Below are 15,914 nucleotides of genomic sequence, written 5' to 3' on the forward strand. Positions count from 1 at the left end.
CCAGTGCCTGTCTCCCCAGCGCTCCCCCTCCAGGTCGGCGGGGCGATGATCTCCCACGCCCGCCTCGCCGAGCTGCACCGCGCCCACTACGGCGACCTCGTCCGCTACTTCGCCCGGCGGGGCGCCGTGGACGACGCCGACGAGCTGGCCGCCGAGGTCTTCGTGATCGCCTGGCGCAAGGTCCCGGCCGACCTGGACGACCCCCGCCCGTGGCTCTTCGGCGTCGCCCGGAAGGTGCTCGGCAACGCCCGCCGCAGCCACCGGCGCAAGCACTCCCTCGACGTCCCGCTCGACGGCGACGCCGACGGCTCCAGCGGCGGCCGCATCCCCCGCGTCGACTCCGCCACCGGCGAGATCGCCCTGCGCCTGGACCTCCAGCGCGCCTGGAACGAGCTCGCCCCGGCCGACCAGGAGATCCTGGCCCTCACCGCCTGGGACGACCTCACCGTCACCCAGGCCGCGACGGCGCTGGGACTCCGCCGCTCCAGCGCCGCGATGCGGCTCTCCCGCGCCCGCGCCCGCCTCCGGACACTGCTCCAGGCGCCCTCCCCTCTCACCTCCCCCGGCCTCCGGCCGCACGAACAGGAGCCCTCGTGACCGACGACCTCCCCGAGCGGGACCTGCTCCGCAGCATCGACCCCGCCGCCGCCCACCGCGTGAGCGAGGACGCGCGCCTGCACAACCTGCTGACCGTCCTCGACCGCCTCGAACCCGAGCGCATCGAACCCGAGCGCCGCCCCGCCCGCGCCCACGGGCTCCGCGGTCGCCTCGCCCTCGCGATCCCGGCCGGGATCCTCCTCGCCGGCGCCGCCGTGCTCGTGCCGGTGCTGATCTCCGGAGCGCCCGGCTCCACGCCCGCCGTGTCCACGCCCGCCGCGTCCTCGGGCGTCGGCGCGCCGAACGCGCTGCTCGCCGGCTCGGTCACACCCGGCGGAGTCACGATCCTCGCCCAGATCAGCGTCGGCACCGCGCAGTTCCTGCTCGGGCGGCTCGGCGACGACATCCGCTTCGGCGCCTCCTTCGACGGCAGCGACCCCGACGACAACTGGGAGACCTTCGGCGACCCGGCCCCCGTCCCCGCCGGCACCGTCACGATCGCCAACCCGGGCAACTTCCCGGACGCGGCGCCCGGCGGCATCGCCACGGTCACCGGGCAGGCGGGCTCGGACGTCGCAGGCATCACGTTCCACCCGGCGAGCGGCGCGAGCGTCGCCGCCGCGCTCAGCAACGGCTACTACATCGCCGCGTGGATCGGCCAGGAGTTCTCGGGCCCCGGCCTGGCCGACCCCGGTGTCACCGTCCGCTACACCGACGGCAGCAGCGAGGACGTCCCGTTCTCCGTCCTGGGGTCGGAGTGACGCGCCGCACCGGCGCGTCGCGCGCAGGCGCCGTGCGCGCCGTCCTCGTCGCCCTGGTCGGCGGCCTCGTCCTGGGAGGACTGACCAGCTTCCTGCAGGGGGCGCTGCCTCATCCGGTGAACTCCTTCGCCAACTCCTCCGGCGGCTGGTCGATGCTCGTGTTCGCGCTGATCCGCGTCGGCCGGGCGCGGCCGGTGCCGTCGGCGCTGCTGGGCCTGCTGACCTTCTGGGCGCTGCTCGAGGGCTACGACCTCGTCACCGCGGCGCGCGGCTTCGGCTACTCGCTGCCGTTCACGGACGTGTTCTGGCTGCTGGCCGTGCCGGCCGGGCCGATCCTCGGCGCCGCCGCCGCGCTCACCCTGCACGGCTCGACGCCGTGGCGGGTGCTCGCGGTCGCCCCGCTCTCCGGGGTCCTGATCGGTGAGGGGATCTGGGCGCTGGGCGCGGTCGCCGACACCACGAGCCCCGTCTACTGGTGGCTGGAGATCGTGCTCGGCGCGGTCTTCCTGGTGCTCGCGGTGCTCAGGAGGCGTCCGCGGATCCTCGTCGCCCTCGCGGCAGTGGCGGTGACGGCGGCGGCCGCCGTCGTCATGGTCGTCGTCTACTCGATCCTGTGAGGGGCCACCGGCGCTCGACCCGCGCCCGCGCGCTCCTCGCCCTGGCGGGCAGCGCGGTGGTGCTCGCGGTGGCCGGCTGCGTCTCCGGGCCCGTGGCGACGCCGCTGCCGGAGTCCGCCACCGTGCCGGCCACCACGCCCGCCGCCACGTCGGCTCCGACACCGACTCCCACACCGACACCGACGGCCGCGACCGTGGACGTCTCGGCCGCACTCGGCGCGCTCGAGGCCGAGTTCGACGCGCGGATCGGCGTCAGCGCCCTCGACACCGGCTCCGGCACCCGGGTCGCGCACCGCGCGGACGAGCGCTTCGGCTACGCCTCGTCGATCAAGGCACTGGCCGCCGCGCAGTTCCTCCGCAGCGTGCCCGCGGCCGAGCGCGGCGAGGTCGTCACCTGGACGGCGGCCGACGTCGAGGCCGCCGGCTACTCCCCCGTCACGAGCGAGAGCATCGAGAACGGCCTCCCGCTCGACCGGCTCGCCGAGGCGGCCGTCCGCCGCAGCGACAACACGGCGCTCAACCTCGTGCTCGACCGCCTCGGCGGCCCGGCCGCGCTCGACCGGGGCCTCGAGGAGCTGGGCGACACCGTGACCCGGGTGGTGAACGAGGAGCCCGCGCTGAACACCATCGAGCCGGGCAGCACCGACGACACGACGACCCCGGCGGCCGTCACCGCGGACCTCGCCGCGGTCACCCTCGGCGACGCGCTGTCCGCGGCCGACCGCGCGCTGCTGCTCGACTGGATGAGCGGCAACGCCACCGGCGATCAGCTGATCCGCGCGGGCGCTCCGGAGGGCTGGACGGTCGCCGACAAGTCCGGCGGCGCGGGCGGGATCCGCACCGACATCGCCGTCGTCACACCACCCGGCCGCGCCCCGATCGTGCTGTCGGTGCTCACCGCGCGCAACGACCCCGACGCGACCTACGACGACGCCCTGGTCGCCCGCGCGGCGGCCGCGGTCCTCGCCGCCCTGCGCTAGCCGGCTGACGCCAGACGGCGCGGTAAAAGGCCCCGGAGAGGCGGGCGCGGTCGATTCGATAAGCGGCAGAGGGCTGCTTATCCTTTCTCCTCGCGCGCCACTCTCAGTCTTCGCAGCGCTTTCTCTCCGCCGCAGAGACTTTCGCAACTACTCGGCGCTGATCCGGCCGCGGATCGCGCCGCCTCCTTCGGATGCTACACCGCCACGGACGCCGATAGCGAGAAGTCCGCGCTCGCCGACCGCGTCGCCCGACTTTCGCAACTCAGGAGATACCGCCTGTTCTCTCGGTATCAGCGGATTTGCGAAAGAAAGTCGCCGAGAATGCCCTCGATCAGTTCTTCTCGCGCTGTTGACAGTCCTCTTTCCCCGCTTTATCGTCGGTCCAGTTCCGATATCAAAGCCGATGGGAAAGGTCTCGACGATGCTGTCCAGATACCGAGCGGACGACCGAGCCGACCGCGCCGACGGTCGTGCACCCGCGCCGAGCACGACCCACCGCACGCCGTGGTGATGCCCCTGACCGGCGCCCCGGGAACGACCGTTCCCGGCGCGACCGTGCCCGGCGCACCCGTTCCTGGATCGGCTGGACCCGAAGCGCCCGTCCCCGGCGGCCCCGCGACGATCCGCGGCCGGGCCGACGTCCGCGGCTTCCGCGCCGCGCGGCGCAGCCTCCGCCGGCACTGGCAGCTCTACCTGCTGATCGTGCCGCCGCTGCTCTACTTCATCGTCTTCAAGTACGTGCCGATGTCGAACGCGATCATCGCGTTCAAGGACTACAACGTCATCGAGGGCGTCTGGGGCAGCCCCTGGGTGGGCGTGAAGCACTTCGAGCGCTTCTTCTCGAATCCGATCTTCTGGACGCTGCTGAAGAACACCTTCCTGCTCTCGGCCTACGTGGTGCTGGCCGGCTTCCCGTTCCCGATCCTGCTCGCGCTCGCGCTGAACGAGGTGCGGCTGCGCTTCTTCCAGCGGACCGTGCAGATGGTCACCTACGCGCCGTACTTCATCTCCACGGTCGTCGTCATCTCGATGACGATCCTGTTCCTCTCGCCCAAGCTCGGGCCGGTCAGCGAGGTCACCTCGTTCTTCGGTCTCGGGGCGATCGACTTCCTCGGCGATCCGGACTTCTTCCGGCACATCTACGTCTTCAGCGACGTCTGGCAGACCACCGGGTACTCCGCGGTCCTCTATCTGGCGGCCCTCTCCTCGATCGACACCTCGCTCTACGAGGCGGCGCGGATGGACGGCGCGAGCCGGCTGCAGAAGATCTGGCACGTCGACATCCCCGGCATCATGCCCACCGCGATCACGATCCTGATCCTCGGCGTCGGCAACGTGATGGCCATCGGATTCGAGAAGGCCTTCCTGCTGCAGAACTCGCTCAATCTCTCGCAGTCCGAGATCATCCCCACCTACGTCTACAAGGTGGGACTGCTCAACGCCGACTTCAGTCAGGCGGCGGCCATCGGGCTCTTCAACGGAATGATCAACCTGGTCCTGCTCCTCGGCGTCAACGCGCTCGCGAAGCGGACCACGGGACAGGGGCTCTGGTGACCGCACTCGACACTCCCGCGACGACCGCTCCGAGCGAGTCCTCGCCGCCCCCTCGCCGCCGGCAGCGGGCGACCCGCATCAAGGATCCGCTGGTCGACCGCGTCTTCATGATCGTCGTCTACGTCCTGCTCACGACGTTCCTGCTGGCGGTCCTGCTGCCGCTGCTCTACATCGTGGCCAGCTCGTTCAGCTCGCCGCTGGCCGTCTCGTCCGGCCGGGTGAGCTTCTGGCCGATCGACTTCACCCTCGAGGGCTACGAGCGGGCGCTCGGCGACTCGACGATCATCACCGGCTTCGCCAACTCGCTCTTCTACACCTTCGTCGGCACCTTCATCAGCCTCGTTCTCACCGTCGCGATCGCCTACCCGCTCTCGCGGAAGGACTTCTGGGGCCGCGGCGGGATCAGCCTCGGGGTGATCTTCACGATGCTCTTCGCCGGCGGAATCATCCCCACTTACCTGGTCGTGCAGCAGCTCGGCCTGCTCGACACCCGCTGGGCGCTGATCCTCCCGCAGGCGGTCGGCGTGTGGCAGGTGATCATCGCGGTCGTCTTCTTCCGCTCCTCCATCCCGGACGAGCTCTACGAGGCCGCGCAGCTGGACGGCGCGAGCGATCTGCGCTTCCTCTGGACGATCGTGCTGCCGCTCTCGAAGCCGCTGCTCGCGGTGGTCGCGCTGATGTACGCGATCTACCAGTGGAACTCCTACTTCGACGCGCTGCTCTATCTGCGGGATCCGAGTCTCTATCCGCTCCAGCTCGTGCTGCGGAACGTCCTGATCCTCAATCAGGCGACTCCGGGAATGGATGCGGCCGCGCAGATCGAGCGCCAGCAGCTCGCCGACCTGCTCAAGTACTCGCTGATCGTGATCTCGACGGTCCCGGTCATGCTCTTCTACCCCTTCGTCGCCCGGTACTTCAACAAGGGCATCATGCTCGGCGCCGTCAAGGGCTGACCCGTTCTCACCCCCGACCCGTTCTCACCCCCGACCCGTTCTCACCCACGGCCCGTTCTCCCCCACGGCCCGTTCTCACCCATGGAAGGAAACACCTTGTTCTCTCGCACCCAGCACGGCAAAGGCGCCGCGCGGAGGAAGCACCTCCTCGTCGGCGCCGCCCTCACCACCGCGATCATCGGCCTCACCGGCTGCACCGGCGAGAGCCCGGAGGCCGACCGCAAGGTCATCCGGATCTTCGGCGAGCAGGGCGCCCAGATCGACCTGAACACCAACTCCTTCACCAAGGAGCTCGAGGACAGGTTCGGCGTCGACATCCAGTTCGAGACGACCTCCTACGGCGCGTCCGAGGCGACGGAGGCGCGCCAGATCTCGCTGGCCGGCGGCGACCTGCCCGAGGCCTACATGCTCGTCCCGTGGGCCTCGCAGTTCAGCCGCGCCGAGCTCCAGCGCTACGGCGACCAGGGCCTGCTCGTGCAGCTCAACGACCTGATCGACTCGAACGGCCCGAACATCAAGGCCGCCCTCGAGGCGGAGCCGGGCTTCAAGGAGCTCACCGAGACCCCGGACGGGAAGATCTGGGGCCTCCCGCAGTGGAACGACTGCTACCACTGCTCCTACCCCTACAAGTTCTGGATCAACACCGACTGGCTCGACACCCTCGGGCTCGCCGCGCCGACGACTCCGGACGAGTTCTTCGCGGTCATGCAGGCCTTCAAGACCCAGGACCCGAACGGCAACGGCCAGGCCGACGAGATCCCGCTGACCGGCAGCACCCAGCAGTCGCTGGTGCCGTACATCATGAACGCCTTCGTCTACAACGCCTTCAACACCGGCTCCGGAGCGAACGGTCAGCCGGTCTCGCTCGGACTCGACGGCGACACGGTGCAGCTGCAGACCATGCAGGACGGCTGGCGCGAGGGCCTGCAGTTCCTGCGGAAGATGTGGGACGCGGGGCTCATCGATCCGGCGACCTTCTCGCAGGGCGGCGACCAGATGACCGCGACCGGCAACGCCGCCCAGGGCGTCCTCGTCGGCGGCTTCACCGCCATCCATCCCGGCTTCGCCGTCACCATCGGCCAGGAGGACGGGCGCGACACCCAGTACGACCTGCTCCCCCCGCTGACGGGCCCGGCCGGCCAGGCCGCCACCTTCCTCCTGCCGAGCGTGCCCGGCGCGACCTTCGTCGTCACCAAGGCGGCCGACGAGGAGGAGCAGAAGGTCATCGTCGAGATGATGGACTACCTCTTCTCGCCCGAGGGCCACGTCCGCGGTGAGTTCGGCGAAGAGGGCATCGGCTGGCGCGCGCCCGAGGAGGGCGAGATCGCGCTCGACCAGAGCCTCGAGCCGTCCCTCGTCGACACCAAGATGGACGAGTCGAACGAGGCCGACTACAACGGCAACTGGGGCCCGATGGCGCAGGTGTTCGACACCGCCGAGTTCCGCGCCAGCCAGGTCCAGCCGCTCGACATCTCCACCGAGGCGGGCTTCGAGCGCCGCCTGTTCGAGGCCACCGACCAGTACGCCGGCAAAGAGACGGACGCGATGTTCCCCTACTGGAACATCTGGGTCCCCTCGGAGGACGCGAGCGAGCTCTCCACCCTCACCGCCAACGTCGAGAGCAGCGTCGCCACGGCGACGGCGGAGTTCGTCACCGGCGTCCGCGACCCCGGGAGCGACGCCGACTGGCAGTCCTACCTCGACAGCCTGACCAGCCTCGGCGCCGACCGCTACGCCGAGATCTGGCAGAGCGCGTACGACCAGTAGCGGCATGCGTCCCCTCCCCTCGCTCGCGACCCGGGCGGAGGGAGGGGACTCCGCTGTCACCGCCCAGCACGCACGCCCCGCCCAGCACAAGGAGCACCGCATGACCCTCGCCCAGGAGTGGAACGACCCCGACGTCTTCGAGTGGGGCACGGAGCCGGCGCACGCCTCGCTCACCCCCTTCGCCACCCTCGACGCGGCGCTGCGGGGCGACAGCACGGACACGCCGTTCGCGCACAGCCTCGACGGCGACTGGCGCTTCCACTGGGTCCCGGACCCGGCCTCCCGCCTGGACGGCTTCGCCGCCGAGGACTGGGACGACTCGGACTGGCCCACTCTCCCGGTCCCGTCCAGCTGGCAGCTGCACGGCTACGACTTCCCGATCGGCACCAACCTCGTGCTGCCGTGGACGGGGGCGAACGGCCGGGACGAGCAGCCGGATCCGCGCGGCGACTACCCGAGCGCGCCCACGCTCTACAACCCGGTCGGCCAGTACCGCACCGCGTTCGAGCTGCCCGACGGCTGGGCCCGGCGGCGCACGTTCCTCCAGTTCGACGGTGTGGAGTCGGCGTACTCGGTCTGGCTGAACGGGCACCGCCTCGGCTACCGCGAGGACAGCTTCACGACGGGCGAGTTCGACGTCACGGAGCACGTGCGGGCCGGGCCGAACCTCCTCGCCGTCGAGGTGCACCGCTGGTGCACGGGCTCGTACCTCGAGAACCAGGACAACGTCCGCCTCTCCGGGATCTTCCGGAGCGTGCGCCTGCTCTCGCGCGCGCCGGCGATGCTCCGCGACGTCACGGTGCGGACGCCACTCGATGACACGTTCACCGCCGGCTCGGTCGAGGTCTCGGTCGCGGTCGACGCGCGCGCCGGGGCGTCCGCGGCCGGTCTCGAGCTCCGCACGCGGCTGTTCGACGGCACCGCGCCGGGCGCCGCGGAGGTGGGCGAGCAGCGGGAGGCGATCGCTCTCGATCCGGCCGGACGGGCCACGGCTCGCACGTCCCTCGCCGTCTCGGCCCCGCGACTCTGGTCCGCCGAGACGCCCGAGCTCTCCACGCTCGTCGTCGAGCTGAGGGACGCGACCGGCACCGTCCTCGAGCGCGTCGCCGTCCGGGTCGGCTTCCGCCGCGTCGAGATCGTCGACGGAGTGCTGCTCGTCAACGGCCGCGTGGTCTCGCTCCGCGGCGTCAACCGGCACGAGTGGAGCCCGCGCACCGGCCGCACGCTGAGCCGCGCCGACATGGTCGCGGACATCCGGTTGATGAAGCAGAGCAACATCAACGCCGTGCGCACCTCGCACTACCCCGGCGACCCGCTCTGGTACGACCTCGCCGACGAGTACGGGCTCTACGTCGTCGACGAGGCCGACAACGAGACGCACATCAACCGGATCGACGACGACGGCCGCCCCCTCCTCCCCGGCGACCGCCCCGAGCTGCGCGCTCCCCTGCTCCAGCGGATGCGCAGCATGGTCGACCGCGACAAGAACCACCCCTGCGTGATCGCCTGGTCGACCGGCAACGAGTCCGGCGTCGGTGCGAATCTGCAGGCGATGTACGAGTGGGCGAAGGCGCACGACCCGACCCGCCCGGTCAGCTACCAGGACTCGGTCGGCTCCGGGTCACCGGTCGTCCCGGCCGGGCTCTCGGACTTCGACGGCGACTTCTATCCGCCCGTCGCCCGGCTGGCCGAGCGCGCGCACCGCGACCCGCGGCCGTATCTGCTGATCGAGTACGCCTTCAGCCAGGGCAACACCTCCGGCTACCTCGAGGAGCACTGGGCGGCCGCCCGCGCCGACCCGCGCGCCCTGCAGGGCGGGTTCCTCTGGGACTGGGCCGACAAGGGCCTGTGGTGGCCGCGCCCCGGCGGCGGTCCGGACGAGGAGTTCCTCGCCTACGGCGGCGACTGGGGCGACGAGCCGAACCAGGAGAGTGCGCACATGAGCGGACTCGTCCTCTCGGACCGGACGCCGACGCCGAAGCTGGAGGAGGCGAAGCTCGCCTACCAGCCGGTCACCGTCACCGCCGTCGACCTGCGCGCCGGCGCGCTCCTCGTCGCCAACGAGCACCTCTTCACCGGGCTCGACGGCTACGTCGTGCACTGGTCGGTCTCGGCCGACGGCGAGCCGATCGCGCAGGGCTCGCTCCCCGGCGCACAATGGCCGGTCGGGCCGCAGGAGGAGGGGTGCGTCACGCTGCCGTACCGCCTCCCCGAGGGCCGGGACGGCGCGCGGGAGCACCGCCTCGACGTGCGGCTCGCGCTCGCCGCACCCACCGCCTGGGCGGGCGCCGGGCACGTCGTCGCGCGCGCCCAGTTCGACCTCCCGGTCGCCGCCGAGCCGGCCCCCCGGTCGACGCCGCGGGAGGCGCCGCCGGTCACCGCGACCGAGGAGGGCACCACGATCGTCGTGCGCGGGCCGGCCTTCTCCGCGACCGTCGATCGCGCGACCGGCCGCCTCACGTCGCTCCGCCACGGCGGTCGCGAGCGGCTGGCCGGCCCGCTGATGCCGAACTACTGGCGCACGCCGAACGACCCCGAGCTCTCGATCCCGGACATCCGGCTCACCCGCCCCGAGCCCTCGCTGCCCTGGCGCGGCGTCGGCGAGGCGTGGGCGGTCGACCAGGTCGCCGTCGAGGAGTCGCCCGGCGCCGTCCGCATCACCGTCGACGGCTCGGTGACCACGGCGGTGCCGTTCCGCCCGGACGACCGCGTGACGACGTCCCCGCAGTCGATCGTCTACACGATCCACGGCACGGGCCGGGTCGACGTGCTCTCCACGTTCTCCCCCGTCGCCGGCACACCGAATCCGCAGCTCGTCGGCACGACCTTCGGGCTCGCGCCGGAGCTCTCGACCCTGCACTGGTACGGGCGCGGCCCGCACGAGTCGACCGCTGACCGCCGCGCCTCGGCGTTCTTCGGCCGCTTCAGCGGCATCGTGTCCGAGCAGCCGACCCGCTACAGCCGGCCGCAGGACAGCGCGAACAAGGCGGACACCCGCTGGGCGGCGGTCGTCGACGACGGCGGCGCGGGCGTGCTCGTCGTCGCCGGCGGCCCGTCGTCCGATGGCGGCGCGTCGGTCGGCGGCACATCGTCCGGCGGCATGTTCTTCAACGCCCAGCCGCACAGCCCGGACGAGCTCGCCGACCGCCGCCACTGGCACGAGGTGCCTGCGTCGACGCGCACGGTGGTCCGGATCGACGCCGCGCAGGAGGGCCTCCAGGGCGGCAACTGGGACGTGCCGACCCGCCCGGAGAAGTACAGCAACATTCCCGCGAAGGGACCGTACCGCCGGCTCTTCCACCTCCTCCCCCTCCGCAGCGGCGAGGACCCGGCGGCCGCGGCCGCCGCCGTGTCCTGACGCGCATATCCCCCGCCGAGGCGTCCCGGCACGGTCGAAGCGTCCCGCCGGAGCAGGACGTCTCGACGGTGCCTGGACGCCTCACCATCGCGCGGGCGCTCGCCGACCGTGCCAGGATCGGCGCATGGGGGCGACGAGCACGAAGGTCATGGTCACGGGGAGCGGGGTCGCGCTCGCGGTGCTGCTCCTGCTGTCGGGGTGCGCGGGCGGAGACGCGGAACCGGATGCGGACGCACCGTCATCGGACGCACCGTCGTCGGACGCGGAGCAGCTGAGTGCGTTCGAGCAGCAGCTGCCGCTGCGCGGTGACTTCGTCGGCCAAGGGGCGGAGACGTGGGGCTCGGTCGTCGTCGACCGCCGGGCCGACGGCTCGACCTGGGCGACGTTCACCGGATTCTCGACCGGCACCGCGACCGACCTGCGACTGCACCTCAAGGAGGGCGCGCTGGAGCAGGACGACGAGGGCCACTGGGTCGACACCGCGGGCAGCTCGTTCGAGATCGGCCCGCTGGACCCCGCGCGATCCGAGCAGGAGATCGAGATCCCCGGCGCACACCTCATGCCGGCGATCGCCACCCTCACCGCGATCGACTACACGGCTCCCGACTACCCGTCCCTCGGCTCCGTCGCGCTGGCCCGCTGACCCGCTGACCACGCTCTCACCGACCGCCGCGAGAAGGAGCATCCCGTGAGCACGAGCATCGGCCCGATGGACGTCGCCTTCACCGCGCCGATCGGCGTCGCCGTCAAGGGCGAGCTCTGGTCCTGCGTCGAGGTCCCCGACTCGGTCGAGCTGCTCGGCACCGGCAGGTCCGTGAAGGTGGTCGCGACGGTCGACGGCCGCCCGCTCACCGCGGGCCTGATGCCCACCGGCGCCGGCGGCCACATGCTCTCGATCAGCGCGAAGCTCCGGAAGACCCTCGGCAAGGACCTCGGCGACCTCGTCACCGTCCACCTCGCCGAGCGCCTCACCTGACCCGCTCCGCGCACCCTCCCGGCGGAGGACCTTCGGCTCGCAGAACGCGCTCCGGCTCGCCGGATCACCCGGTTTCCGCGAACCGGGGACGGTTCCGTGTGCCGAACTTCCCCGCGGAGGACCTCCGGCTCGCGGAACCCGCTCCGGCTCGCCGGATCACCCGGTTTCCGCGAGCCGAGCCCGATTCCGCGTGCCGAACCTCCCCGCTCGGGACCTCCGGCTCGCAGAACGCGCTCCGGCTCGCCGGATCACCCGGTTTCCGCGAGCCGGGGCCGATTCCGCGTGCCGAACTTCCGCGCGGAGGACCTCCGGCTCGCAGAACGCGCTCCGGCTCGCGGAATCGCCCGGTTTCCGCGAGCCGAACCCGGTTCCGCGTGCCGAACCTCCCCGCGGAGGACCTTCGGCTCGCGGAACGCGCTCCGGCTCGCCGGATCGCCCGGTTTCGGCGAGCCGGGGCCGATTCCGCGTGCCGAACTTCCGCGCGGAGGACCTTCGGCTCGCAGAACGCGCTCCGGCTCGCGGAATCGCCCGGTTTCCGCGAGCCGAACCCGGTTCCGCGTGCCGAACCTCCCCGCGGAGGACCTTCGGCTCGCGAAACGCGCTCCGGCTCGGAGGATCCGGCCGATACGGCGAGCCGAGGGCGATTCTGCGAGCCGGAGGTCGTCGACGGAGAGTCGGCGGCCGGATCGGCGTGGGGTGTCGCTCCCGCCGAGCGTCGAGCGCCGAGCGAGCGCCGAGCGAGCGCCGGCCCCGCTCAGGCCGTAGCGACGCGCGTCCGCCGCGACCGCGCCCGCAGCGCGAACGCGCCGGCCGCGCACAGCATCGCGCACGCGGCCGCGCCGGTGGTCGCGGCGACGACCGTCTCGGTCCACGGCGTCGTGTCGTAGGACTGGAAGCCGGTGATCGCCGGCGCGATCACGAAGGTCGCCACGAGCAGGCCCGGCGTCGTGCTGCCCAGGAGGCAGGCGTAGGCGAACGCGGTCGGCAGCGAGCGGCGGGCGGACCTGGCGGCCAGCGCGCCGAGCCCGAGGATCGGCACCAGGCTCAGCATCATCTGGAGGAACGGCCACTGCAGCGGGGTCGGAGCGCCGATCAGCCCGGAGACCACTCCGTGCAGCCCGGACAGCCCGAAGACGGCGGCGACGACGATCGACGTGAGCCGGAAGACCGCGCCCGCCGAGAGCGCGCGGGCCATGACGAGGAGGGCGACGGCGATCAGCAGCGCCCCGAGTCCGTGCACCTGCGCCGTCGTCCCGATCCGCTCCCACGGGTCGGCGGGGATCGTGTAGTCGAACAGGTGGTCCTCGACCCACCGGTCCTCCCGCGTCCACCCTTCCCGCGCGGTCACCCAGCGCTGCAGCGACGCCTGCACCTGAAGCAGCGCCGACGCGATGAGCGCGCCCGCGGCGAGCAGTGCCCAGCCGGAGGACGCACGCCCGCCCCGCGAGGTCTGCGGCACGACGGCTCCCGGATCCACGTCCACCATGGCGCCACCGTACCGAGGCCCGGCGAACACCGGGAGAACGCCCGGCGTCGCCCCGTCCGCGATCCCGTCAGCGCTGGTCCGCGGCGGCGAGCAGGTCGCGGATCGAGCGCGGCTCGCGCCCGAGCAGCTCCCCCAGGGTCGCGCTCGTCCCCGCGAAGAAGCCGCCGGCCGCCGCCTCGTACATGCCGAGCAGGAAGCGCGCCTGCTGCTCCGGGCGGCCGCCGGCGATCTGCTCGGCGAGCCACTCCTCCTCGCCGAGGACGCGCAGCTCGACCGGGCGCCCGCCGATCTCCGCTGCGAGCGCCGCGACCTCGGCGAAGGTCGGCGCCTCCGCCGCGGTGAGCGTGACCGGGCCGTCGACGGCACCGTCCGTGAGCAGGATCCGCGCCGCCGCCTCGGCCGCGTCCTCGCGCGCGGTCCAGGAGACCGGGCCGTCGGCCGGCACGCTGATCACTCCGGTCGAGCGCCAATCGCCCAGGAACCAGGCCAGGCTGTGCGCGTAGAAGCCGTTGCGGAGCGACGTCCAGGCGACGCCGGACTCGGCGAGCATCCGCTCCGTCGCCGCATGGTCTCGGCCCGGGCCGAAGGGGGTGTCGGGCGAGGCGCCCTGGTGGCTGGTGTAGAGGATCCGCCCGACCCCGGCCTCGACGGCGGCCTCGACAGCGGAGCGGTGCAGCGCGACGGCATCCGCCTCCGGATCGCTGGAGGACACCAGCAGCAGCTGGTCGGCGCCGGCGAAGGCCGCGGGGAGCGACGACCGGTCGGCGTAGTCGCCGTACCGCACCGCGACGCCCCTCTCCGCGAAGCGCGCGGCCTTCGCGGTGTCGCGCGCGACCACGGCGAGCTCGGCCGCGGGCAGAGAGTCGAGGAGGTGGTCGACGGTCGCGCCGTTGAGGGCGCCGGTGGCTCCGGTGATGAGGATCATGCTGTGCCTTCCGAGCGATCGTTCCGCGGTGTATCCGCGATACTCATCGAACGGTACCAACGGAAACACAGTGATAGCAAGACTGCGGTACCGTCGATACATGACCGGAGCCCCCGCCCCCTCGGACACCCCCGCCCCCTCGGACACCCGCGGCCGCATCGTCGACGCGGCCGCTCGCCTGCTCCGCGAGGGCGGACCCGCCGCCGTCACCACCCGCGGAGTCGCCGAGGCCGCCGGATTGCAGGCGCCCGCGATCTACCGCCTCTTCGGCGACAAGGACGGTCTGCTCGAGGCGGTCGCCGAGCACGTCCTCAGCGGCTGGGTCGCAGGCAAGGCGGCCGCAGTGGCGGACGCCGAGGCGGGCGACGTCGATGCGCTCGACGATCTCCGGGCCGGCTGGGCGGCGCAGGTGGAGTTCGGGCTGAGCAACGCCGCGCTCTTCCGCCTGCTCAGCGACCCCTCCCGCGCCGAGGGCTCGGCCGCCGCCCGCTCGGGCCGGCGCGTGCTCGAGGCCCGCGTCCGCCGCGTCGCCGCGGCCGGTCGACTCCGCGTGCCCGAGGAGCGCGCCGTCGGGATGATCCGCGCCGCGGGCGTCGGGGTCGTCACCACGCTGCTGTCCGAGCCGGCGGACGCGCGCGACGCCGGACTCGCGGACGCGACCTTCGACGCGGTCCTCGCGCAGATCGTCACCGACCGCCCCGCACCGGACGAGGACGGGCCCCTGGCCGCCGTCGTCGCCGTCCGGGCGCTCGCCCCCCGCCTCGCCGGCCTGCGGCCCGCCGAGCGCGAGCTCCTCGCCGACTGGCTCGACCGCGTCCTCGACGAGGGCGTGCGGCTGCGTCCGGACCGCCGCGCCGAAGACAGCACGATCGGCGCCTGAAGACGACTTCCGGCTGACGCGCCGACCGCGCCGGAGTGGGCATGATCGGCGCATGACGCAGGCGGCTGACAGCGCAACGGTACCGGGCGCGCGCGGTCGTGCTCATGCGATCCGGGCGCTGCTGGGCTCGGTGCTCGCGGTCGTCCCCTTCGGGGCGGGGATGCTGGGCGACCTCGCGAACGGGACGCCGATCACCCCGCTCGCCGGCGACCTCGGCTTCACGCTGCTCGCGCTCGGCGCGCTCGTCGTCTGCGCGGCGCTGGCGAGCATCCCGGTCGGAGTCGTCACGTACCTCCTCGACCGGCTGATCGAGCGGGTGTGGCTGAGCCGGGGCGGCCGCCTCGCCGCCGCAGTGGTGGCGAGCGCGCTGATCGCGGGCGGCGCCGGGCTGCTGCTCGGCGGGCTGGTCGCCCCGCTCTGGCGGCCGCTGGATCGGGCGCTCGTGTTCACCGGACCGTGGGCGGTCGCGGCCGCCGCGCTCGTCCTGCTCGCGGCGCTGATCGAGCGGAGGCGCGGCCCGCGCACGAGGTGACGGACGGCTGGCCTGCCCGCGGTCCGAGTGCTGAGCGGCGCCGGCGCCCCTTGCCCTGTCCCGAGCGAGTGAGGAGGATCGACCCCATGAGCCTCTACCTCTCCTGCCCGGTCGAGAGCGTCGAGCGCGCGACCGCCTTCTACACCGCCCTCGGCTGGACCCGCAACGAGTCGATGTCGAACGACAGCGTCGCCTGCTTCGCGATCGCGCCCGAGCAGTACCTCATGCTCAGCAGCCGCGAGATGTACGCGAGCGTCGGCGGCACCGAGGACCTGATCGGCGGGCCCGACACCCCCTCGAAGGTCACGGTCTCGTTCGACCTCGGCAGCCGCGAGGCCGTCGACGAGCTGACCGAGCGGGCCGGCGCCGCGGGCGGCCGCATCGGCGACACCGACGAGTACCCCTTCATGTACCAGCGCCAGTTCGACGACCCCGACGGCTACCACTACTCCCCCTTCTGGATGAACCCGGACGCCTGACGCCTCCCTGCCTCCTCTGCCGGCGAGGCGTCCTCGAACCGTCGAGACG

At 72.6% G+C, this 15,914-nt stretch carries 15 protein-coding genes; 13 read left to right on the top strand and 2 right to left on the bottom strand.

The features are described 5' to 3' along the window. The first annotated feature begins 45 nt into the window (after positions 1-45). The 10 genes from GSU72_RS10060 to GSU72_RS10105 all read left to right on the top strand — a co-directional run bounded on the left by GSU72_RS10060 (position 46) and on the right by GSU72_RS10105 (position 11,563). Complete coding sequence (locus GSU72_RS10060) at positions 46-597, top strand: sigma-70 family RNA polymerase sigma factor (protein WP_208545044.1); 552 nt, start codon at positions 46-48, stop codon at positions 595-597. Continuing rightward, entirely contained in the window at positions 594-1,358 is a 765-nt protein-coding gene (locus GSU72_RS10065; RefSeq protein ID WP_159984887.1) for a hypothetical protein, read from the top strand. Before GSU72_RS10060 ends, GSU72_RS10065 begins: the two co-directional genes overlap by 4 nt. Beyond that, positions 1,355-1,975, top strand: coding sequence for a DUF6518 family protein (locus GSU72_RS10070; protein ID WP_159984888.1), 621 nt, complete (start codon positions 1,355-1,357; stop codon positions 1,973-1,975). The genes GSU72_RS10065 and GSU72_RS10070 overlap by 4 nt, the downstream gene beginning before the upstream one ends. Next, positions 1,972-2,955: a class A beta-lactamase gene (gene bla, locus GSU72_RS10075; protein WP_208545045.1), complete on the top strand. Its 984-nt coding sequence runs from the start codon at positions 1,972-1,974 to the stop codon at positions 2,953-2,955. The genes GSU72_RS10070 and bla overlap by 4 nt, the downstream gene beginning before the upstream one ends. 510 nt (positions 2,956-3,465) lie before the next feature. Then, positions 3,466-4,509: an ABC transporter permease subunit gene (locus GSU72_RS10080; protein WP_159984889.1), complete on the top strand. Its 1,044-nt coding sequence runs from the start codon at positions 3,466-3,468 to the stop codon at positions 4,507-4,509. Continuing rightward, positions 4,506-5,462, top strand: coding sequence for a carbohydrate ABC transporter permease (locus GSU72_RS10085; protein WP_244255751.1), 957 nt, complete (start codon positions 4,506-4,508; stop codon positions 5,460-5,462). The genes GSU72_RS10080 and GSU72_RS10085 overlap by 4 nt, the downstream gene beginning before the upstream one ends. Before the next feature lie 96 nt (positions 5,463-5,558). After that, the gene (locus tag GSU72_RS10090; RefSeq protein ID WP_159984890.1) at positions 5,559-7,229 is read left to right on the top strand and encodes an extracellular solute-binding protein; all 1,671 of its coding nucleotides are present in this window, start codon (positions 5,559-5,561) and stop codon (positions 7,227-7,229) included. A gap of 100 nt (positions 7,230-7,329) precedes the next feature. Further along, a complete protein-coding gene (locus tag GSU72_RS10095; protein ID WP_159984891.1) occupies positions 7,330-10,587 on the top strand; it encodes a glycoside hydrolase family 2 TIM barrel-domain containing protein in 3,258 nt (1,085 codons plus the stop codon). A gap of 124 nt (positions 10,588-10,711) precedes the next feature. Beyond that, positions 10,712-11,230, top strand: coding sequence for a hypothetical protein (locus tag GSU72_RS10100; RefSeq protein WP_159984892.1), 519 nt, complete (start codon positions 10,712-10,714; stop codon positions 11,228-11,230). Between the two features lie 45 nt (positions 11,231-11,275). Next, complete coding sequence (locus tag GSU72_RS10105) at positions 11,276-11,563, top strand: DUF1905 domain-containing protein (RefSeq protein ID WP_244255752.1); 288 nt, start codon at positions 11,276-11,278, stop codon at positions 11,561-11,563. A 754-nt stretch (positions 11,564-12,317) separates the two neighbouring features. Here GSU72_RS10105 and GSU72_RS10110 read toward each other — a convergent pair. Further along, positions 12,318-13,049 (bottom strand): hypothetical protein, encoded by a 732-nt coding sequence (locus GSU72_RS10110; RefSeq protein ID WP_159984893.1) that lies wholly within the window; start codon positions 13,047-13,049, stop codon positions 12,318-12,320. A 67-nt stretch (positions 13,050-13,116) separates the two neighbouring features. Beyond that, entirely contained in the window at positions 13,117-13,974 is an 858-nt protein-coding gene (locus tag GSU72_RS10115) for an NAD(P)H-binding protein (protein WP_159984894.1), read from the bottom strand. Between the two features lie 100 nt (positions 13,975-14,074). Between GSU72_RS10115 and GSU72_RS10120 the strand changes: the two genes are divergently transcribed. From GSU72_RS10120 to GSU72_RS10130, 3 genes are all read left to right on the top strand, one after another. Then, positions 14,075-14,854 (top strand): TetR/AcrR family transcriptional regulator, encoded by a 780-nt coding sequence (locus GSU72_RS10120; RefSeq protein WP_159984895.1) that lies wholly within the window; start codon positions 14,075-14,077, stop codon positions 14,852-14,854. A 52-nt stretch (positions 14,855-14,906) separates the two neighbouring features. Beyond that, positions 14,907-15,386, top strand: a complete 480-nt coding sequence (locus GSU72_RS10125; RefSeq protein ID WP_159984896.1) for a hypothetical protein — start codon at positions 14,907-14,909, stop codon at positions 15,384-15,386. An 86-nt stretch (positions 15,387-15,472) separates the two neighbouring features. After that, positions 15,473-15,865, top strand: coding sequence for a VOC family protein (locus GSU72_RS10130; RefSeq protein WP_159984897.1), 393 nt, complete (start codon positions 15,473-15,475; stop codon positions 15,863-15,865). The last annotated feature ends 49 nt before the right edge of the window (positions 15,866-15,914 follow it).

The organism is Rathayibacter sp. VKM Ac-2760, assembly GCF_009834185.1.
Lineage (GTDB): Bacteria > Actinomycetota > Actinomycetes > Actinomycetales > Microbacteriaceae > Rathayibacter.